Origin of the sequence: Ferruginibacter paludis, from assembly GCF_030409685.1 — a bacterium.
GTDB classification, from domain to species: Bacteria; Bacteroidota; Bacteroidia; order Chitinophagales; family Chitinophagaceae; genus Ferruginibacter; species Ferruginibacter paludis.
Window position 1 is genome coordinate 14,493 of the sequence record NZ_JAUFQJ010000013.1, and the last position, 21,132, is coordinate 35,624.

The 21,132-nt window shown below is 39.8% G+C and carries 16 protein-coding genes; 9 read left to right on the forward strand and 7 right to left on the reverse strand.

Annotated features, from left to right (window positions below; all coding sequences use genetic code 11):
• The first annotated feature begins 91 nt into the window (after positions 1 to 91).
• The 6 genes from QWZ08_RS18475 (at position 92) to QWZ08_RS18500 (ending at position 7,819) form a co-directional block, all read left to right on the forward strand.
• On the forward strand, positions 92 to 1,093 hold the full coding sequence (locus tag QWZ08_RS18475; protein WP_290339006.1) for an AAA family ATPase: 1,002 nt from the start codon (positions 92 to 94) through the stop codon (positions 1,091 to 1,093).
• A 72-nt stretch (positions 1,094 to 1,165) separates the two neighbouring features.
• Entirely contained in the window at positions 1,166 to 2,134 is a 969-nt protein-coding gene (locus tag QWZ08_RS18480) for a DUF58 domain-containing protein (RefSeq protein ID WP_290339007.1), read from the forward strand.
• Between the two features lie 27 nt (positions 2,135 to 2,161).
• Positions 2,162 to 3,097: a DUF4381 family protein gene (locus QWZ08_RS18485; RefSeq protein WP_290339008.1), complete on the forward strand. Its 936-nt coding sequence runs from the start codon at positions 2,162 to 2,164 to the stop codon at positions 3,095 to 3,097.
• A gap of 15 nt (positions 3,098 to 3,112) precedes the next feature.
• Positions 3,113 to 4,117: a vWA domain-containing protein gene (locus tag QWZ08_RS18490; protein WP_290339009.1), complete on the forward strand. Its 1,005-nt coding sequence runs from the start codon at positions 3,113 to 3,115 to the stop codon at positions 4,115 to 4,117.
• A 192-nt stretch (positions 4,118 to 4,309) separates the two neighbouring features.
• Positions 4,310 to 5,857, forward strand: a complete 1,548-nt coding sequence (locus QWZ08_RS18495; RefSeq protein ID WP_290339010.1) for a helicase HerA-like domain-containing protein — start codon at positions 4,310 to 4,312, stop codon at positions 5,855 to 5,857.
• A 36-nt stretch (positions 5,858 to 5,893) separates the two neighbouring features.
• Positions 5,894 to 7,819 carry an LTA synthase family protein gene (locus QWZ08_RS18500; protein WP_290339011.1) on the forward strand — a complete coding sequence of 642 codons (1,926 nt, stop codon included), beginning with the start codon at positions 5,894 to 5,896 and terminating at the stop codon, positions 7,817 to 7,819.
• Between the two features lie 245 nt (positions 7,820 to 8,064).
• Here QWZ08_RS18500 and QWZ08_RS18505 read toward each other — a convergent pair whose 3' ends face one another.
• Both QWZ08_RS18505 and QWZ08_RS18510 read right to left on the reverse strand, forming a co-directional pair.
• Positions 8,065 to 9,969 (reverse strand): RecQ family ATP-dependent DNA helicase, encoded by a 1,905-nt coding sequence (locus tag QWZ08_RS18505; RefSeq protein ID WP_290339012.1) that lies wholly within the window; start codon positions 9,967 to 9,969, stop codon positions 8,065 to 8,067.
• A 22-nt stretch (positions 9,970 to 9,991) separates the two neighbouring features.
• Positions 9,992 to 12,109, reverse strand: coding sequence for a heavy metal translocating P-type ATPase (locus QWZ08_RS18510; protein WP_290339013.1), 2,118 nt, complete (start codon positions 12,107 to 12,109; stop codon positions 9,992 to 9,994).
• A 62-nt stretch (positions 12,110 to 12,171) separates the two neighbouring features.
• Between QWZ08_RS18510 and tsaE the strand changes: the two genes are divergently transcribed.
• Entirely contained in the window at positions 12,172 to 12,585 is a 414-nt protein-coding gene (gene tsaE / locus QWZ08_RS18515) for a tRNA (adenosine(37)-N6)-threonylcarbamoyltransferase complex ATPase subunit type 1 TsaE (RefSeq protein ID WP_290339014.1), read from the forward strand.
• 27 nt (positions 12,586 to 12,612) lie between these two features.
• A complete protein-coding gene (locus QWZ08_RS18520; protein ID WP_290339015.1) occupies positions 12,613 to 13,827 on the forward strand; it encodes an alanine dehydrogenase in 1,215 nt (404 codons plus the stop codon).
• Between the two features lie 5 nt (positions 13,828 to 13,832).
• Here the strand turns inward: QWZ08_RS18520 and QWZ08_RS18525 are convergent, their stop codons facing one another.
• The 5 genes from QWZ08_RS18525 to QWZ08_RS18545 form a co-directional block, all read right to left on the reverse strand.
• The gene (locus QWZ08_RS18525; RefSeq protein WP_290339016.1) at positions 13,833 to 14,444 is read right to left on the reverse strand and encodes an ABC transporter ATP-binding protein; all 612 of its coding nucleotides are present in this window, start codon (positions 14,442 to 14,444) and stop codon (positions 13,833 to 13,835) included.
• Between the two features lie 54 nt (positions 14,445 to 14,498).
• Positions 14,499 to 15,296 (reverse strand): acyl-ACP--UDP-N-acetylglucosamine O-acyltransferase, encoded by a 798-nt coding sequence (lpxA, locus tag QWZ08_RS18530; protein ID WP_290339017.1) that lies wholly within the window; start codon positions 15,294 to 15,296, stop codon positions 14,499 to 14,501.
• 24 nt (positions 15,297 to 15,320) lie between these two features.
• Positions 15,321 to 16,727: a bifunctional UDP-3-O-[3-hydroxymyristoyl] N-acetylglucosamine deacetylase/3-hydroxyacyl-ACP dehydratase gene (locus QWZ08_RS18535; protein WP_290339018.1), complete on the reverse strand. Its 1,407-nt coding sequence runs from the start codon at positions 16,725 to 16,727 to the stop codon at positions 15,321 to 15,323.
• 223 nt (positions 16,728 to 16,950) lie between these two features.
• Complete coding sequence (gene lpxD, locus QWZ08_RS18540) at positions 16,951 to 17,997, reverse strand: UDP-3-O-(3-hydroxymyristoyl)glucosamine N-acyltransferase (protein ID WP_290339019.1); 1,047 nt, start codon at positions 17,995 to 17,997, stop codon at positions 16,951 to 16,953.
• Positions 17,998 to 18,067: 70 nt separating this feature from the next.
• The gene (locus tag QWZ08_RS18545) at positions 18,068 to 19,249 is read right to left on the reverse strand and encodes an HD domain-containing protein (RefSeq protein WP_290339020.1); all 1,182 of its coding nucleotides are present in this window, start codon (positions 19,247 to 19,249) and stop codon (positions 18,068 to 18,070) included.
• 271 nt (positions 19,250 to 19,520) lie between these two features.
• Here QWZ08_RS18545 and porX point away from each other — a divergent pair, with 271 nt between their 5' ends.
• Positions 19,521 to 21,077: a T9SS response regulator signal transducer PorX gene (porX, locus tag QWZ08_RS18550; protein ID WP_290339021.1), complete on the forward strand. Its 1,557-nt coding sequence runs from the start codon at positions 19,521 to 19,523 to the stop codon at positions 21,075 to 21,077.
• The last annotated feature ends 55 nt before the right edge of the window (positions 21,078 to 21,132 follow it).

Below are 21,132 nucleotides of genomic sequence, written 5' to 3' on the forward strand. Positions count from 1 at the left end.
ATTCTGTAAAAATTGATACATGCCTGCTGTACCAATAAAAATATTAATTTAAAATACCGGCGCTCTTCAGGGCAAAGGGTAAATTTTTTTTATGCTACAAACAGCCGAGGATATCCGCTTGCTGAATGAGAAGATAAATGATGCAGCAGGGTTTGTTACCCGTATTAATGATGAACTTGGTAAAGTAATAGTTGGCCAGCATGGCATGATTGAACGTTTGCTGATCGGCCTTTTAAGTAATGGACACGTTTTGCTGGAAGGTGTACCCGGCCTGGCAAAAACACTGGCAATTAAATCACTGGCGCAATCCATCAAGGCTAACTTCAGCCGTATACAATTTACTCCTGACTTATTGCCGGCAGATGTGGTAGGTACGATGATTTATAACCAGGGTAAGAATGAATTTTATGTACGCAAAGGACCCATCTTTTCCAATTTTATCCTGGCAGATGAAATCAACCGAGCTCCTGCAAAAGTGCAGAGTGCCTTGCTGGAAGCTATGCAGGAACGGCAGGTAACAATTGGGGATACTTCTTTTAAATTAGAAGAACCATTTTTAGTGTTGGCAACACAAAACCCCATTGAACAGGAAGGTACCTATCCTTTACCTGAAGCACAGGTGGACAGGTTTATGTTAAAAGTGGTAATCGATTATCCGTCCAAGTCAGAAGAGGCGCTGATCATCAGGCAAAATACCCAGGGGCTTTCTTTCCCGCCCATTAACCAGGTTGCTTCTACCCAGGAAATATTAACTGCAAAAGAATTGGTAAGACAGGTTTACCTGGATGAAAAAGTAGAGCACTATATTTTGGATATTGTTTTTGCAACCCGCTTTCCTGACAAGTATAATTTGTCAAAATTAAAACCACTCATCGGCTTTGGCGGATCACCAAGGGCAAGCATTAACCTTGCATTGGCAGCAAAGGCCTATGCATTTTTAAATAAAAGAGGATTTGTAATTCCGGAAGATGTAAGAAGTATTTGTAAAGATGTAATGCGGCACAGAATAGGATTAACTTATGAGGCCGAAGCAGAGAATATAAATGCAGAACAGGTGATCAATGAAATTCTGCGTGTGGTAAATGTGCCTTAGTTTGGCTGATTAAAAAAGATTTTGAGCTAACAATATTGAAGGGCTTTTAAATAGTGTAACTTAAATATAAACTTGTTTAAAAAGAAAAAAAATATAACCACCAATGACATTACAGGAGATTCACTTTCTGTAAAGGCAGACGATCCTTCTTCCCGTGAGGTAGCTGGTGGCGTGTTGACCACCGAAGAAATCTTACGCAAGGTAAAAGAGCTCGAAATAAAAAGTAAAAAGATCACCACTCATTTATTTACCGGTGAGTATCATTCTGCATTTAAAGGAAAGGGAATGAGTTTTAGAGAAGTAAGGGAATATTATGCAGGGGATGATGTACGTTTTATTGATTGGAATGTAAGTGCAAGATTTAGTCACCCGTTTACAAAAGTTTTTGAGGAAGAGCGGGAGCTGACCGTTTTTTTGCTTGTTGATGTAAGTGCCAGCAATATGTTTGGTACGGTTCAAAACAAAAAGAAAGATTTGATCACAGAAATTGGCGCTGTCCTCACTTTCAGTGCTATTAACAACAACGATAAAGTAGGAGCTATTTTTTTTAGTGACAAGGTTGAAAAATACATCGCTCCAAAAAAAGGTAGAAAACATGCCCTGTATATAGTAAGGGAATTGCTGACGGCAGAGCCTGTTGGTAAAACAACCAATATGGAAGAAGCTATTAAGTTCTTTAATAAAACAAGCGGTCGCCGGGGCATTGCTTTTTTGATGAGTGATTTTGTGGATGCTGTGTATGAAAATGATTTAAAGGTAATTGGCGGCAGGCATGATGTAATTGGCTTGCGTATTTACGACAAGATGGATATGCAGTTACCCGAGGCCGGGTTGTTGCAGATAGAAGACCTTGAAACCGGCAAAAAGCAATGGATAGACAGCAGTGATAAAATGGTGCAGTACAATTACCAGCAACAGTTTTTAAAGCAAAGTGAATTAAGTAAAAACTATTTCCGAAAAGCCGGGGCAGATTTATTGCATATCCGTACCGATGAAGATTACGTAAAAGTATTGCAGAAATTTTTCATTAAAAGAAGCTAGGGTTAATTGATAATTTTATAATTGATAATGGACAACAGGAAAATGCGGAGAATATTATTGACAGTGGCAATCAGCTCTCTTGCTTTTTTGTTTTGTACTGCGCAACCTGTTGTAAGAACAACCATTGATAAAAGTGAAATTTTAATTGGAGAACAGTTTAAATTAAAGGTGCAAGCCAATTTTTCCGGCGATGATTATTTTATAAAATGGATAGCCTTACCAGATTCAATGCAACATTTTGAACTGGTAGAAAAAAGTAAAATTGATTCTGTTTTTACCAATCAAAAATTATCCGGCCTTACTCAAAGTTTTACACTCACCAGTTTTGATTCCGGCAAATGGACATTTCCTTCTTACAATATCAATTTTAATCCTGCAAAGGATGATACTACAATTACCATGTTTACGGATTCATTGCCTGTAACGGTTTCTTTTTCAGTTGCGGATACTACCAGTGCTTTAAAGGATATTAAGGCAATCAAAGAAGTAGAAGTCTTTAACCCGCTTTGGTATTGGGTTGCGGGAGGAGCGCTGGTTATATTGTTGCTGGCATTGCTTTACTGGTGGTACAGAACCAAAAAGAAAGGCAAAAAGCCAGCACAATCTGTATCAAAATTATCACCGTTTGAAGAAGCCATGCAGGAAATTGATAAGCTGAAAAACTTCAACTTATCTGAGCCGAAAGACATAAAACAGTATCACACAAAATTGATAGAAATTTACAGACAATATTTATCGCGTAAAGAGAACACTGATTACAGCAATAAAACAACGGGCGATATGCTGATTGCAATCAAATCAAATTATGCGGCTACTGATATTCTGGATAAATCCGCTGCAGCGCTGCGTTTCAGCAATGCGGTAAAGTTTGCAAAATATATTCCGTTGCCATCTGATAGTGAAAATAATCAGCAATTAATAAAAGATACTATTAAGTTAATCGAATCGTCACCATCAAAATAAAAAATTATACAACTATTGTTTTTCAGCTACCTAAATAATATAAGTTTTGCTGCTCCGCAATTTTTCTGGCTGGGCCTGTTGCTTCCGGTAATGATTTTTTGGTATGTAAAAAAGAATGGCGTTAACCAGGCTGGTATTAAGGTTTCTTCCAGTAAAAGTTTTGCCGGCCTTACATCATGGAAAAGTAGTTTCAGGCACCTGCCATTTTTATTAAGGCTGCTTAGTGTTGCGTTTATTATTGCAGCATTGGCAAGGCCTCAGACAAAAACAGATGAGCAGCAAGCTGAAGGGGAAGGCGTAGATATTGTGCTGGCCATTGACGTAAGTGGCAGCATGACGGCGCAGGATTTTACACCCAACCGAATGGAGGCTGCCAAAAAAGTAGCCCAGGATTTTATTGACAGCAGGCTAACAGATAGAATAGCGATAGTAATTTTTTCAGGAGAAAGTTTTACACAATGTCCGCTTACAACGGACAGGGCTGTATTAAAGTCTGCTGTAGATAATATACGCAATGGTTTGCTGGAAGATGGTACCGCCATTGGCGACGGACTGGCTACCAGCGTTGATCGCCTGCGCAGCAGCAAAACAAAAAGTAAAGTAATTATTTTATTAACCGACGGCGAAAATAACGGCGGCCTGATAGGCCCGACCAATGCTAAAGAAATAGCAAAAGCATTCGGCGTTAAAGTGTATACTATTGGTGTGGGCACAGAAGGGTATGCACCTTTTCCGGTGAGGACGGAAATGGGTGTTGTAATGCAGCAACAAAAAGTAACGATTGACGAAAAATTATTAAAAGAGATAGCAACCGAAACCGGTGGCAAATATTTCAGGGCGAAAGACAATGCAAGCCTGGCGGGTATTTACAAGGAGATAGACGGGCTTGAAAAATCAAAAGTAGAAATATCAACACTTACAAGATATACAGAAAAGTTTTTTCCATTTGCCACAGCTGCTTTCGTTTTATTGCTGCTGGAGTTTTTATTGCGCTTTACGGTATTGAAGAAATTTCCATAGTTGGGTAAATCCGGGTTTCTTACTTAATAATTGTCTTTACTTTTGCCAGCAATCGCCTTATCTATTATTCAAAATTTTTGTCCGGATTAATGAATCAAATCAATGCTTCCACAAATTCATTAAGGGGATGTTATTCATAAAAAAAATGCTTGGTATTTCCACTGCATTTGTATCTTTCCTAAAATTTTACCAATGGCAAAAAAAGAGGATTTTATACAGGCTATAAAAGACGGTTATTCTTTTAAAGGCGAAAGTGTAAAAATTGGCGCCGCTGTTTTGGATGGCGAAGTGATACCCGAGGCTGGTATTTTTCTTCCGTTAAAAACAATGAACCGCCATGGATTGATTGCAGGTGCTACCGGAACGGGTAAGACAAAAACCCTGCAGATGATCAGTGAATTTTTAAGTGATGCAAGTGTGCCGGTTTTATTGATGGATATAAAAGGAGATCTGAGCGGTATTGCTGCTTTGGGCTCCGTAAATGATAAAGTAACTGATCGCTACCAAAAGCTGCAGATGGAGTACAAACCGGAACAATTCACGGCAGAGCTCATGACATTGAGCGGACAGAAAGGGGTGCATTTAAAAGCGACTGTAAGCGAGTTTGGTCCTGTGTTGCTGACAAAAATACTTGGGCTTAACGATACGCAAGGCGGCGTTGTAGCGATGATATTTAAATATTGCGACGATGCAAAGTTGCCCTTGCTGGATCTAAAAGATTTTATAAAAGTACTGCAGTATATTGGTGATGAAGGAAAAGCTGAATTGGAAAAAACATATGGTAAAATTTCTACTACCAGTACGGGAACGATTTTGCGTAAAGTAATAGAATTACAGCAACAGGGTGCGGATGTTTTTTTTGGAGAAAAAAGTTTTGAGGTAGATGACCTGATGCGCATGGATGACCAGGGACGGGGAATGATCAATGTATTACGGGTTACTGATTTACAGGACAAGCCAAAGTTGTTCTCCACTTTTATGTTGCAGATGCTGGCTGAGTTATACGCAACCTGCCCTGAAGAAGGTGATTTGGACAAACCTAAACTGGTGATGTTTATTGATGAAGCACATCTTATTTTTCAGGAAGCTAGCGAAGCTTTACTGCAACAAATTGAAACAATCGTTAAGTTGATTCGTTCCAAAGGAATCGGTATTTTCTTTTGTACACAGAATCCAATGGATGTACCTGCCAGCGTGCTGGCGCAGTTGGGTTTAAAAGTGCAGCACGCTTTGCGTGCCTTTACAGCTGCTGATAGAAAAGTAATTAAACAAACTGCAGAAAACTATCCTGAAACTACTTTTTATAAAACAGAAGACCTGATAACTCAATTAGGTATTGGTGAAGCGTTAATTACAATGCTAAATGAAAAAGGCATTCCCACACCGTTGGCGCAGGTGATGCTTTGCTCGCCCAGGAGCCGGATGGATGTGCTGACTGACGCCGAAATTGATTCGATCGTAAGTCATTCTAAAATAGCCGCTAAATACAACCAGGTTATTGACAGCCAGAGTGCTTATGAAATCTTAACGGCTAAATTACAGGATGCTGCAGACAAAACGCAGCAGGCGGCTGATAACAAAGGGACAGCAAAACCAGAAGAATCCACTTTTGAAAAAATTGCCAATAACACCATCGTAAAAAGCATGGCTCGTACAGCAGGCAATACGATCGTACGGTCTCTGCTGGGTGCATTGGGTATGGGCGGCCGGTCAACCAAAAAAACTACCAGTTGGTTTTAACAGCTTTTGCAACAATTGCTTTGTTAATTTTGCAGGATGAAAAAATGGAGCAGTCTTTTTACACAGCGTTTTGGTCCGTTATTTTTACTTACGCTGATTATCTGTGGTATAAGTTTTATTACACGCCTTATTTTACTGATAAAAAGTTGGCCCAACCTGGAATTTTCACCCTTGCTTTTGCTGGGTATTTTTGTTATTGGCTTGTTTTACGATTTGGTTGTAAGCAGTTTTTTCGCCATACCCGTCGCCTTGTACTGCTGGTTGATCAATGATTCTTTCTTTCAAAAAAAAGGACAGCGTGTTCCTCTTTTCATATTCTTTTTCATTCTCATTTTTATCATTGTAACGATCGCTGGCAGCGAAATTGTTTTTTGGAATGAGTTCAATGTACGATTCAATTTTATTGCAGTAGACTACCTTGTTTATACCAATGAAGTCTTAGGCAATATCCAGGAGTCGTATAATATGCCGCTGATTATTTCGGCCGTAGTGCTGGTTACCCTGCTGATACTTTTTCTCGTAAAAAAAGCGCTTATAGCATCTCAACTTAAGAGTATGCGTTTTGGAAAACGCACTGTATGGTTTTTACTTTTTTTACTCGTGCCGCTGGCAGGCTATTTTCTTGTAAATAGCAGGTGGAAAAATATCAGCAAGAATAATTACGTAAACGAATTGGGAGGCAACGGCACGTACGAATTTGGTGCAGCCTTCTGGAACAATGAATTAGATTATAACCGTTTTTACCAGGTCAACAATGATACAGCCAACATCAAAATTTTGCGTAATCAGTTACAAACATCCAATGCCACTTTTACCAACGATCCATTAAGTGTTGAAAGATTAATCCACAATGATAGCGCAGAAAAAAAGTGGAATGTAGTATTGATAAGCGTAGAAAGTTTAAGTGGCGATTACCTGCAATATTTTGGGAGTAAAGAAAATATAACACCCTACCTCGACTCACTGATACCGCAAAGCCTGTTTTTCAAAAACTTTTACGCTTCCGGAACCAGGACGGTAAGGGGATTGGAAGCTTTGTCATTGGGTATTACACCAACGCCGGGCCAGTCGATTGTTCGCCGCCCGAACAATGAAAATTTGTTTACAATTGGTGGGGTGTTAAAAGGAAAAGGCTATGATGTAAACTTCATTTACGGCGGCAATAGTTTTTTTGACAACATGGGGTATTTTTTCAGCCACAATGGATATACAGTGTTGGATAAAAGAGATATACCCGACAGCCTGGTGCATCATACAACCGCCTGGGGTATTGACGACGAAGCTGCTTTTAATTTTTGTCTTCAGCAATGCGACAAAAGCTATAATAAACGCACACTGTTTTTCAATCATCTGATGACCATTAGTAATCATCGGCCATATACCTACCCTGAAGGAAAAATTGATATTCCCTCTTCCTCCCAATCTATGCAGGGAGGCGTAAAATATACTGATTACGCCATTCATAAATTTTTAAAAGATGCTGAAAAAAAGCCTTGGTTTAACAACACCATATTTGTAATTGTTGCCGATCATTGTTCCCGTAGTGCCGGTAAAACAGATCTGCCCGCAAACAGGTATCACATCCCTTGTTTCATCTATGCGCCAGCGCTAGTTAAGCCAAAAATTGAAGAACGGCTTGCCAGCCAGATTGACCTTGCCCCAACATTATTGGGAATAATGAATATGAATTATTCCAGCCGTTTTTTAGGTTTTGATTTGTACAGAACGCCGGTTGAAAGAGACAGAGTTTTTATCAGTACTTACCAAAATATGGGTTTTATAAAAGATAATAAGCTGCTAATACTATCACCACAAAAAAAAATAGCACAGTTTCAAACAGATTTTTCGACGGGCATCTTGGCCCCGATTCCGCTTTCTGATGAATTGTCAAAAGAAGCAATAGCATGGTACCAGGGCGCTTCTTTTCTATTTAAAACCCACCGGTATACAATTAAAAACTAATTCATAAACGGCATTTTATCCGCTTTGAAAGTCTCGTATATTGTCATTTTTACTTTTAAAAAGGGGGTGGCGGCAATAAAATAATTGTTCAAAAATGTTGTATGGTAAGATATTACACCCTATCTTCGTTTCGGTTTTTCATAGGATATTGGATTTTAAAGCGGGACTAGATTTCTATCTTGGTCCCTTTTTTATTTTTATAACCGCTTGTTTTTCGCTGTTACTGTTGCAACCAAAATTAAAGTTCAGGCTTTGGTTATTACGCCATGCCTGTTAATATTAATCTTCTTTTCTGCCTGCAGATAATTAAATACTTTCCAGAATTTTTCTTTATTTAAACCGGTTAAATTTTTCATCAGCTCTTTATAGGATAGGGGTTGCTGAATTACCTGTTTATAAATTTCACCGGTAATTTTCTCAAATTCTTCCGCACTTATTTTCAAATCCTGCTGATTGATGCAATTGTCACAAATGCCACATGCTTTTACATCGTGATCATTAAAATAGGCAGCAATAAACTGGCTTCTGCAGCGGGTTGTTTGCTGAATGTATCCGCAAATTGCCTGCACTCTTTTTTCAAAATTTAATTTTCTTTTTGTGTAATTGGAAAGGTCAATAACAAAGCTGTCTGCGTACATCCTGTTTTGCAAAAGGGTTAGTTGTGGTTTGTCTTTCCGGGGTGAATAATCAATGATACCGCCTTGATGTAAAAATTGTAATTGCTGTAAAACATCCGGTAATTTTTTATGAATAAAATTAGCCAGTTGATTTTCATGAATGGCGGTAGGAAAATCAAAAATTCCTTCATAAGATCTTAGAAGCCCTTTTATTAAAGGTTCAAGTTGCGGGTATTGTTGCTCAAATTCGGTAAGCTGATTTTTATCGCAGGTGAAGGACGCAGAAGATGGTTTAAAAAAGAGTTCATTGAATGTGACTATATCTTCCTGCTCCAGCGTTTTAATTGCATAGGTTGCGGTTAGCATGTTAAGTTTGAAAGCTGTTGTAAAAGTTGCCATATCAAAATCATAACTGATACCTTCGCCGCTGCCGGCGGGAATCTGCAGGTGATTCATGATAGCTGTATACACTTTTTTTATTTCTTCTTTTTCCGGATAGCGGATGGCAGACTGATATTGTAAGTCCTGTAGCTCCCGGTCGCTGTATAATAACACTGCATAAGCTCTTTTGCCATCGCGGCCGGCCCTGCCTGCTTCCTGGTAATAGTTTTCCAGGCAATCGGGTACATCATAATGCACTACTACTCTCACGTTCGGCTTGTCTATGCCCATACCAAAAGCATTGGTACAGGCCATTACACGGGTTTCATTATTGATCCAGTCTTCCTGCCGTTTATTTCTTTCTTCGTTGCTTAAACCGGCATGGTAAAAGCTAGCGCTTATTTTATTTAGTGATAAGAGGTCGGCAATATCTTTTGTATGCCGCCGGCTTTTACAGTAAACAATGGCACTGCCTTTAACATTATTTAAAATTTCAAGCAGTTTAATTTGCTTGCTGGCTACATTAAAAATACTGTAGGAAAGATTCGCTCTTTCAAAAGACTGCTGATACCGTTGCTGATTTTTGGAGAAGGCTAATTTTTCACAAATATCATCCTGCACGATTGCTGTTGCCGACGCCGTTAAGGCGAGTACTGGCGTATCAGGCAAGTATTCCCGTAATTGTGCTATGCGGGTGTAAGGAGGTCTGAAATCATACCCCCACTGCGAAATACAATGTGCTTCATCCACTGCGATGAGGTTGATATTCATTGCCGGCAGGTATTCTAAAAATAGATTTGTTTCCAGGCGCTCGGGTGACACATACAGAAACTTATAATTGCCATGCACGGCATTCTGCAATGTTTTTTTTACTTCAAAAAAACTCATGCCCGAATACACAGACAGGGCAGGGATACCTTTATTTTTTAAATTTTGTACCTGATCTTTCATTAAAGCGATCAGCGGACTGATAACGAGGCATATTCCATCTTTCGCCAAAGCGGGCACCTGGAAACAAATAGATTTGCCCCCACCGGTAGGCAATAAGGCAAGTGTATCTTTTCCAGCCAAAACTGAATAGATGATTTCTTCCTGTAGAGGACGGAATACATCATATCCCCAGTACTCTTGTAGAATTTGATTGATTGACAAATGGAATTTTTATGGTTTGAAATTAAACCACTTTTTTGTAATTGAGCTTAATGGAATTAATAGCCAGTACAACGTCGCTGAAACCCATTGCAAGAGCAGCTATGCCCGGATGCAGGAACCCCGCAGCGGCGATTGGGATTGCCACAATATTATAAATAAAAGCCCAGAATAAGTTTTGTTTAATGGTGCCGAAAGTATGTTTACCCAGCCCAAGCGCCAGTGGCAAATGTTGTATTCCTTTGTTCATCAACACCACTTGTGCGGTCTGCATGGCCAGCTGTGAAGCGTCGCTCATAGAGATGCCAATGGTAGCTTTAGCCAGTGCAGGAGCATCATTGATGCCATCACCCACCATAGCGGTTGGATGCTCCTTCGTTAAGGCTTCAATTACCTGTAATTTTTCCGCTGGCTTTTTTTCAGCGTATACGGTATCAATTCCAACAGCATCTGCAATTCTTTTACATCGTTCGTAGCCGTCGCCGCTTAACAATATAGTGGTGATGTTTTTTGAGTGCAGGTAGTCGATAACCTCTTTTGATTCTTTTCTGATTTCATCTTCCATATCCAACCAGCCGATTACCTGGTTATTTTTGACAAGATAAGCGGTGTGACTTTTTTCTGTACCGGAAGAAGCTTCGATATTGCTGTTACCCAACTGGTATACATTGCCTTCATTATCGGTTCCCGTAACGCCTACTCCTTTTATCTCTTCCACTTTTTTCCAGCTAATAGTATTATTGGTTTTCCAGTTGCTGGTGATCACTTTTGCAATGGGGTGATTGGAATATTTTTCCAATGAAAAAATAATCCGTTTAAAATCTTCTTCAGGTAAAACAGCAGAGTGAAAACTGGTGATTACAAATTCGCCTTTGGTAAGGGTTCCTGTTTTATCAAACACTACTGTTTGTATATCTTTAAATAATTCCAGGCTTTTTGCATTGCGGAAAAGAATCCCATTTTTTGCCGCCCTGCCAAGCCCGACAGCAATGGCAGCAGGCGTTGCGAGCCCCATGGCACAAGGACAGCTGATTACCAAAACAGCGATGCTTCTCATTAAAGAATGCGTAATTCCGGCATCAACAAAAAAGTAATTGATAAGAAATGTAAGTACCGAAATGCCTAAAACAACAGGCACAAAAATGGCGCTGATCTTATCTGCCAATTGCTGTATCGGCGGTTTTTCGCCCTGCGCTTGTTTTACCAGGTTTAAAATATTGCTGAGCACAGTGTCTTTTCCGGTGGCGGTTACCTGGGCTTTTACTGTACCATCTGTTAAAATACTGCCACCTATAAGACTATCTTTTTTGTGCTTGCGCACAGGAACACTTTCGCCTGTTAACAGGGATTCATTCACCTGTGCATCGCCCCATAATATTTTGCAATCGGTTGGAACCTGTTCACCACTTTTAATCAGGATTAAATCACCGGGGCGGAGCTGTGTATTTTCTACCGGAAAAATATTCTCCTTATGCTCGTCGTCAAAGGCAATCATATTAGCCATCACCTTTTGCTGACCAGCTAATTTATTCAGTTCTTTTTGCGTAAGAGCAACAGACCTGTGTTCTACCCATTCGCCTAAAAAAACCAGGGTGATGATTGTAGCGGCTGTTTCATAAAACACATAATCCATTCCATAATTACCAAGTGTTCCAATCAGGCTGTATACAAATGCCGCAGTGGCACCAATGGCAATCAGTACATTCATATTGGGTATTCCCCTGCGTAAGCTTTTTACTGCGCTCACCCCAAAATAACTCATGCCTACAATATAAACAGGCAAGCAAATGGCCAGTTGAATGTAGGGGTTCATTAAGAAATGGATATGCCAGGGCAGCATATGCAGCATCAGTACCGTTGTAAATGGGAGACAAAATAAAAAACGTTGTAAATGATTGGCAAAAAGTTTAAACGGAGGTTTGGCCATATCCGCATGCATTTCACCCACTACCGTGTAACCCAGGTCTGCTATGCCTTTCGCTAGTTTTTCTTTTGGCGTATTTCCGTTTAGTTCAAAACTTACATCTCCGCCGATGAAATTAACCTTTACGTTTTTTACCCCTTCTTTTGTAAGATATTTTGAAATGGTAAGTGCACAATTTGTACAGTCCATTCCATCTACCTTCCAGTCTACCTTTTCCATACCGCAAAATTATTCTTTGTGTTTGGTACCGTATTACTATTGAAGGAAAATATCTTTGCAACATGGAGTTAATTTATACGCTGGATAATATAGAAGCCGCTGCAAGAGAGTTTACAAGCATCACCAATGCTTTTAAAGTGTTTGCGTTTGAAGGGGAGATGGGTGCAGGCAAAACTACTTTTGTACACGCTTTGTGTGAAGTTGCAGGTGTAACAGACGGTATCAGCAGCCCTACTTTTTCCATCATCAACCAATACATCACCCCCCAACGGCAGCTTATTTATCATATAGATTTATATCGCTTAAAAAACGAGGAGGAAGCGATTCAGGCCGGTGTTGAAGATTGCCTGTATAGCGGAAATACCTGTTTTGTGGAATGGCCTCAAAAAACGCCCGGCCTATTTCCTGATGGTACATTGCACGTCGCTATTACAGCAATTGACACCAATACCAGAAAGCTGAAAATTAATTTGTAATTTGTACGCTTGAACTTGTAAAAATTTATGGCAACATCAAAACCATTTGTCTCTCCTTCTTTTAGTTATGAAACACTGGAAGAAACACTGGATATAAAACCTAAAGGGGAAGAGTTATTTATTGGCATTCCAAAAGAGACTTCTTTTAGTGAAAACCGGATTGCACTTACGCCAGAAGCTGTGGGTGTAATGGTTGCCAATGGCCATAGGGTAGTAGTGGAAACTATGGCGGGTGAGGGTGCCAGTTATAGTGATAAAGATTATAGCGACGCAGGGGCAAAAATCGCCTATGATAAGAAAGAAGTTTTTGAATGTGACATACTCGTAAAAAGTGCGCCGGTAAGTGAAAGCGAATGCGAATTGCTGAAGCCCAATCATTACATTATTTCTCCCATTCATTTGTCTGTTATGAAACGGGAAATTTTGCAAAAAATGATGGACAAAAAAATTACTGCCTTAAGTTTCGAAAACCTTAAAGATGATAGCGGGCACAATCCCATTGTGCGCAGCATGAGCGAAATTGCAGGCAGTGCAGTAATGCTGATAGCCGGGCAGTACCTCAATAACGCCAATCATGGTAAAGGGGTGTTGGTTGGCGGTATCAGTGGTATTCCTCCAACAAAAGTGATCATTATCGGTGCTGGTATTGTTGGTGAATATGCAGCAAGAACAGCGCTGGCAATGGGTGCCAGTGTAAAGATTTTTGACAACAGTATCTACCGGCTGAAAAGGTTGCAAAATAATATTGGTGGCCGGTTGTGGACCTCAGTAATTGAACCTAAAATTTTATCCAAACAACTAAAAACCTGCGATGTTGCCGTAGGCGCCCTGAGCAGTACCGGCGGCCGTACTCCTATTGTAGTTACCGAAGAAATGGTGAGCAATATGCGGCCGGGCACAGTGATTGTTGATGTGAGTATTGACAGGGGCGGATGTTTTGAGACCAGCGAAGTTACCACGCTGGAGAAACCTGTTTTTAGAAAGTATGACGTAATACATTATTGCGTACCCAATATCCCGAGTGGCTTTGCCCGTACGGCTTCCCAGGCAATCAGTAACGTATTGATGCCTTTGCTGCTTGAAACTGCTGATGATGGGGGCATTGACAACGTGGTGTGGTACAAAATAAATATCCGCAGCGGTATTTACATGTTTAAAGGAAGCCTTACCAATTTTTATCTAAGTGAGCGCTTTGATTTAAAATATACAGATCTCAATTTACTTATCGCCAGCCGGCGGTAACAGGGTTACTTATAATCTGCAATAGCAATTACAACGTCACAAAAATTGTATTCCTGTAAATCGTTGCTGCTGATTATTACGAGCTTGGTTTCTGTAAAATCCCTGATAAGCCTTTGGTATAACGCAATTCCTTCAGCATCTAAATTAGTGGTGGGCTCATCTAACAATAAAACAGGGGCATCGCAAAAGAAAGCCTGCGCCAGTTTTAGTCTTTGTTTCATGCCGCTGCTATAATAACGAATCTGTTTATTAACCGCTTTTTTTAAGCCAGCAATTTCCAGTATTTCCGCATCGGGTAAAATGAGCGGTTTAAACTGCTGATGAAAGCTTATAAATTCACCTGCGGTCATTTCTTCAATTAGTTCCAGGTAAGGAGCCGCGATAGAAATATGTTGAAAATGGTGTTCGTTTTCCAATTGATTCTGCCGTAATGAAAAATCAATTTTTCCTTCATTATGAGAAAGTGAACCCGCAATCACCTGTAATAAAGTAGATTTACCCGAGCCATTGGATCCTGTAACAGCATATTTTTTGGTATCAGAAAACTGGTAGCTAAAATGGCGGAAAATCCATTCCCGGTTAAATCGTTTTCCAACATTGTTTAATGTGATTTGCATAATGTGTATGAAGGTGCTGTTTACCAGGAGATTTTACAGATGCTGTAAAATTAATTACTCGTCGTCACCGCTGCCTTTTGAGAAACGCTTTATAATACCCCTGCCACTTTCCCTTATAAAAGTCACAATTTCATCTCTTTCATCTGTTGCAGGCAATTCTTCTTCAATAAAATTGAGCGCCTGCGATGTGTTCATACTTTTATTGTAGATAATCCTGTAAATATCCAGAATTTTGTTGATGCGGTCTATAGAAAAGCCTTTACGTTTTAAGCCGATAGAATTAACACCTGCATAACTCAGTGGCGTACGGCCAGCTTTAATATAGGGGGGCACATCTTTACTAACCAATGAGCCTCCGCTAATAAAAGCATGCTGGCCTATTTGGACAAACTGGTGAATGGCACACATCCCTGCAAGAATAGAGTTATCACCCATGGTTACATGCCCCGCCATTTGTGTACTGTTGCTCATAATACAATTATTACCAACAATACAATCGTGAGCAATGTGACTATAAGCCATTATTAAGCAGTTATTGCCAACCTTGGTTGTCCAGCGGTCTTTACTGCCCCTGTTCACTGTAACAAATTCCCGTATGGTTGTGTTGTCTCCAATTTCTACCGTGGTTTGCTCGCCCTCAAATTTAAGATCCTGTGGTATGGCAGCAATAACAGCACCTGGAAAAATGCGACAGTTTTTACCAATTCGGGCACCTTCCATTATGGTTACGTTGCTTCCAATCCAGGTACCCTCACCAATTTCAACATTGGGATGAATAACACTGAATGGATCAATCTTTACGTTTGTTGCCAGTTTGGCGTTGGGATGAATATATGTATGCGGATGAATCATGACAAAAATTGACCTGTTGAGTAATTAATTTCTTTTTACCAGCTGTGCTGTCAAATCACCTTCTGTACAAAGTTTATTTCCAACAAAAATGCTGGCTCTCATCACACAAATACCGCGGCGAATCGGTTCAATTAATTCCATTTTTAAAATCATGGTATCTCCGGGAACCACTTTTTGTTTGAATTTACAGTTTTCAATCTTAATAAAATAAGTATCATACTGGCCTTCGGGCATGGCATTAATGCAGAGAATGCCTCCTGTTTGCGCCAAGGCTTCAATCTGTAAAACACCCGGCATTACAGGGTTTCCGGGAAAATGCCCCTGGAAAAAATATTCATTAAAGGTTACATTTTTAATACCTACAATTTGTTTATCTGTCAGCTCGATAATTTTGTCGACCAACAAAAAAGGATAGCGGTGTGGCAATGTTTTTTCGATCTGTTGAAGAGAATATACCGGTGGTTGTGTGGGATCATAAATAGGAATGCCCTTGGTATGTTTATTCTTCTTGATGTAGTTTTTTATCTTTTTTGCAAATTCTACATTGCTGCTGTGGCCTGGCCTGTTGGCAATAATATGCCCTTTAATGGGGTAACCAATCAGGGCAAGGTCACCTATCACATCCAGTAATTTATGCCTGGCCGGTTCGTTGGGGAAACGCAGTTCCAGGTTATTCAGGTAGCCTTCACTTTTAACTTCTACTCTCTCACGGCCGAAAGCTTTTGCGAGCCTGGTCATTTCTTCTTTTGTTACAGGTTTATCAACCACTACAATGGCATTATTGATATCACCTCCTTTTATAAGATTATTATCCAGCAAAGCTTCCAACTCATGTAAAAAGCAAAAGGTGCGGCAAGGTGATATCTGGCTTTGAAACTCGTGCATGCTTTTTAAACTTGCATGTTGCGTACCTAAAACCGGACTGTTAAAATCTATCAGCGTGGTTATTTTATAGTCAGTGGCAGGTAAAACAGTCATTTCCACCCGCTTTACTTCATCGTAGTAAGAAATATTGTTATCGATCGAATACCAGGCTTTTGTAGCTTCCTGTTCCAGTATACCGCCTTCATTGATAATTTCAACAAAGGGTTCACTACTGCCATCAATGATGGGTATTTCCGGTCCGTTTATTTCAATCAGGCAATTGTCTACTCCCATACCTACCAGTGCAGCCAGAATATGCTCTACGGTGCTTATTTTTGCCTCACCCACTTCAAGAGTTGTCCCCCTGGACGTATCGGTTACAAGGTCACAATCAGCTTTAATGATAGGCATTCCCGGCAAGTCGATTCGCTGAAACTGGTATCCAAAGCCGGCATTGGCAGGCCGGAGGGTCATATCTACATTAATACCAGTATGTAATCCTGTACCTGATATGTTGACAGCTGATAGGAGAGTATGTTGTTTATCGGGGTTGAAATGTGCATCCATACGTAAACCGGTTTTTATAAATTGCGGCAAAGGTATTTTATTTTTGGCATCAGGCGCCGGTATATAATCGCCTTGTTCACCCGCCTCTCCCTTCTTATAGTACTAAAAAATAGTATATTTTTAAGAAGATTGTCTCCGGAACTGCCACGAATTTGGCTTTAGCTGTTTTATTAAACATACTTATAGAATTCTCGCTAAAAAATAATACAGGTAAACAGTATATTCATGCCTTCTGTGTTAACAACTCTTTCACTAATTTTTCCAGTTCCTCTATTCTTTTTTCCAGTTTGGGAAGGCTTCTGATCATTGCCTGGCTTCTTAACGCTGCGGTATATTCAAAGGCTGGAGAACCAGTTACGGAGGTATTTTGATTTTTTATTGATTTGCTAACGCCACTCTGCGCATTTATTTTGGTACCATCGGCTATCTGCAGGTGGCCAACAACGCCAGCTTGTCCACCAATCATAACGTTGTTACCAATTTTTGTGCTGCCGCTGATACCGGCCTGGGCCGCAATTACAGAGTTGTTCCCTATTTCAACGTTGTGGGCAATTTGTAAAAGATTATCCAGTTTTGCTCCTGACTTTATAAGGGTACTGCCAATGGTAGCCCTGTCAATGGTGGTATTGGCGCCAATTTCCACATTGTCTTCAATAACCACGTTACCAATCTGAGGAACTTTGATATAAGTACCATCTGCCTGCGGTGCAAAGCCAAAGCCATCGCTGCCAATTACAGTTCCGGAATGGATTACCACATTGTTACCAATGTTGCAATGATGGTATATTTTTACACCCGGATGTATTATGGTGTTTTCACCGATGGTTACCCTGTTGCCGATATAGGCAGAGGGATAAATTTTAACCCTATTACCAATAATTGCTTTTTCGCCTATATAAGCGAACGCACCAATAAATACCTGTTCGCCTATTTTTGCAGTTGCATCAACGTAGGCGGGTTGCTGAATGCCTGTTAACTGTTGATTTTTTATTTGTTGATATTTGTCCAGCAAAGTAGCGAAAGCTGTATATGCATCCTGAACCCTTATCAATGTTGCTGATACGGGTTGTTTTAATTCCAGCGAATGATTTACGATTACGATAGAAGCTGCGGTGCTGTATAGGTATTCTTCATATTTTGGGTTGGCTAAAAAAGTCAGTTCGCCTTCAACAGCTTCTTCTATTTTGCCGAAAAATCCTACCTGTATATTGGCGTTACCTTCAATTTTGCCATCTATCATCATGGCTATTTGTGCTGCTGAAAATTGCATAATTTTTTAAGCTTTAAGCATATAACACGAAACTTTAAAAGTGCATTGGGGAATGCCAAAAGCTACGCGGCTATCTTGAAAAACAAATGTAATATTTTTTAACCTTGCTCTTCATGTTTTGATTAATAAGAGCATTGTCCACTTCCGATATATCCTTCACTGAACCATCCTTAAACAAAATATGAATATGCTCATCTTCAAAATTATAAGTGTTGCTTACGGCCTCACCGGTAAACACCAGCCAACCCGCATCCACAGCATTCAAATTATATTTTTCCATTGCCATAATAGTTTTTTCGGCCACCAGGTTAGTATCAACAGGGTCACCAAAATATTTTATTTTAAGCAACTGCCTGTCAATAATCCCTTTACACAAAATGGATAATACAGCATCGCTATGTGTACACCATTCTTTTATTGCGCTCATTACATCGTAATCGTCCAGCTGGCAAAATTCTGCCAGCGTTACCGTTTCAATTGGCTCATTAATAAATTTGTTAAGCGGGGTTTTGGTAAATGCCTTTATATATTTTGCCCTCTTAATAATTTGCTGCAACATTTGCTCAGCACATAAGACAGTTTTATGCAGGTATACCTGCCAGTACATCAGCCGGCGTGCTACCAAAAATTTCTCAATGGAGTAAATCGCCTTCTCTTCTACCATCAGTTCGCCATTGTGCACCGTTAGCATTTTTATAATCCGGTCGTACCCGATTACACCCTCGCTCACGCCGCTAAAAAAGCTGTCTCTTGTTAAATAATCCATCCTGTCTACATCCAGTTGCCCGCTGATAAGCTGGTGAAGAAATTTCTTCGGGTATACATTGGTAAATATATCCATTGCAACCTGCAGCTGACCATTATATTGTTTGTTCAGGTCCTTCATCAGTAACAAAGAAATCGACTCATGGGGCATGCCTTCAATCAACACGTTTTCCAGTGCATGGCTAAATGGCCCGTGCCCCGCATCATGCAGTAATATCGCCACTTTTGCGGCCTGCTCTTCTTCCTTTGATATGTCAATACCTTTATTTTTTAATTCGTTCAGGGCGTTGCACATTAAGTGATAAGCCCCCAGTGAATGATGCAGCCTGGTATGCACAGCCCCCGGGTAAACCAGGTGTGCCATGGCCATCTGGTGTATTCTGCGAAGACGCTGATAGTACGGATGGGCAATGATTTTAAAAACCAGTTCATCATCGATGGTGATAAAACCGTACACCGGATCGTTGATTATTTTTTTTAGCTGCATTACTATTTTATGGTTGGTAGTATTTTGTTAAATCTTATTTTGCATGCAGCGCAAAGCTACAAATCTGAAAGGTGAAACCATTATATTTGCTGACACACCTTATTTGTTTAACTTATTATTACAACCGTATAGATAATTTTTACATCGCTGATTTTATCTTTTTGTTCAATCGCTTATTACCCAGTGGTAATTTTCTTCAATTATAAGCTATAAATATTTTAATTGACACATTGAGATTGCTAATAACAAACAATAAACAAATAACACAATTATGAGTATAGCCAAAATACTGTGGGTAGATGATGAAATTGACAGTCTGACTTCGCAAATAATGTTTTTAGAAAATAAGGGCTACGAAGTGCAAACCAAGACAAATGGTTTTGATGCCGTTGAATTTGTTAAAGAAAATATTGTAGATGTAGTATTGCTGGATGAGACTATGCCCGGCATAACTGGTTTGCAGACATTGCAGCAAATTAAGGAAGCCAACAGTAATTTGCCTGTTGTACTTATAACAAAAAACGAAGCAGAAAATTTAATGGATGAGGCTATTGGCAGCCAGATAAGTGATTACCTGATAAAGCCGGTAAACCCAAACCAGGTATGGCTTAGTTTAAAAAAACTGATTGACAATAAAAGACTGGTTGCAGAAAAAACTACGTCAGCCTATCAGCAGGAATTCCGCAGCTTGTTTATGGCGCTGAACGATAATCCGGATTACAATGGCTGGATGGAGATTTATAAAAAACTGGTGTACTGGGAGCTGGAAATGAAGAAGAGCGACAGCCCGGAAATGCAGGAAGTTTTTCAATCGCAAAAGGCAGAAGCCAATACAGAATTTTTTAAATTCATCAGCCGCAACTACGCATCCTGGATCAATCCTAAAAATGGTAGTGCGCCGGTAATGAGTCATAATTTAATGAAATTTAAAGTGCTGCCGCATGTTGAAAAAGGTGTTCCGTTATTCTTTGTACTCATAGATAATTTGCGCTTCGATCAGTGGAAAGTAATACAACCCATCTTCGCTGAAAATTTTCGCATACAGGAAGAAGATACATTTTATTCCATCTTGCCTACCGCTACACAATATGCCCGCAATGCGATTTTTTCCGGCATGCTGCCCATTGATATTGAAAAGCAGTTTAAAGAGCAATGGAAAAATGATGATGAAGAAGGTGGCAAAAATTTGTACGAAGAAGAATTTTTTAAAGCCCAGCTGAAGCGGTTGGGTAAATCGGATTTAAAATATTCGTACACCAAAATAACCAATAATCACGACGGGCAAAAAATGGTGGAGAATATGCATAACATGATGCAAAATGACATCAATATTATTGTGTATAATTTCATCGATATGCTCAGTCATGCCCGTACGGAAATGGAAGTATTGAAAGAGCTGGCGGGGGATGAAATCAGCTACCGCAGTATTACTGAAAGCTGGTTTATACATTCGCCTCTTAACCAGGCACTGAAAAAAATCGCAGATAAAAAAGTGACTGTTATTGTTGGAACCGATCATGGAACGGTGAGGGTAAAAACGCCTGCTAAAGTAATAGGCGACAAACAAACTACTGCCAATCTTCGTTACAAACATGGCCGCAATTTAAACTATGATGCAAAAGACGTGTTGGTGTTCAGAGACCCCAAAGAGGCGGGGCTGCCAACACCGAATGTAAATTCATCTTTCATTTTTGCCAAAGGGGATATATTTCTTTGCTACCCTAATAACTACAATCACTTTGTTAATTATTACCGCAATACATTTCAACATGGAGGTGTAAGCCTGGAAGAAATGATAGTGCCGATAATACGCATGACAAATAAATAGTAGACTCTTTACTGCGGTCTGACCCTCAGCGCCGACCTTGATGCACAAGACTTAT

Excerpts from the sequence above, each read along its gene's own strand:
- QWZ08_RS18475 (WP_290339006.1), top strand. The coding sequence starts at position 92 with ATGCTACAAACAGCCGAGGATATCCGCTTGCTGAATGAGAAGATAAAT.
- QWZ08_RS18485 (WP_290339008.1), top strand. The coding sequence starts at position 2,162 with ATGGACAACAGGAAAATGCGGAGAATATTATTGACAGTGGCAATCAGC.
- QWZ08_RS18495 (WP_290339010.1), top strand. The coding sequence starts at position 4,310 with ATGGCAAAAAAAGAGGATTTTATACAGGCTATAAAAGACGGTTATTCT.
- QWZ08_RS18500 (WP_290339011.1), top strand. The coding sequence starts at position 5,894 with ATGAAAAAATGGAGCAGTCTTTTTACACAGCGTTTTGGTCCGTTATTT.
- QWZ08_RS18510 (WP_290339013.1), bottom strand. The coding sequence starts at position 12,109 with ATGGAAAAGGTAGACTGGAAGGTAGATGGAATGGACTGTACAAATTGT.
- tsaE (WP_290339014.1), top strand. The coding sequence starts at position 12,172 with ATGGAGTTAATTTATACGCTGGATAATATAGAAGCCGCTGCAAGAGAG.
- QWZ08_RS18520 (WP_290339015.1), top strand. The coding sequence starts at position 12,613 with ATGGCAACATCAAAACCATTTGTCTCTCCTTCTTTTAGTTATGAAACA.
- QWZ08_RS18525 (WP_290339016.1), bottom strand. The coding sequence starts at position 14,444 with ATGCAAATCACATTAAACAATGTTGGAAAACGATTTAACCGGGAATGG.
- lpxA (WP_290339017.1), bottom strand. The coding sequence starts at position 15,296 with ATGATTCATCCGCATACATATATTCATCCCAACGCCAAACTGGCAACA.
- QWZ08_RS18535 (WP_290339018.1), bottom strand. The coding sequence starts at position 16,727 with ATGGATGCACATTTCAACCCCGATAAACAACATACTCTCCTATCAGCT.
- lpxD (WP_290339019.1), bottom strand. The coding sequence starts at position 17,997 with ATGCAATTTTCAGCAGCACAAATAGCCATGATGATAGATGGCAAAATT.
- QWZ08_RS18545 (WP_290339020.1), bottom strand. The coding sequence starts at position 19,249 with ATGCAGCTAAAAAAAATAATCAACGATCCGGTGTACGGTTTTATCACC.
- porX (WP_290339021.1), top strand. The coding sequence starts at position 19,521 with ATGAGTATAGCCAAAATACTGTGGGTAGATGATGAAATTGACAGTCTG.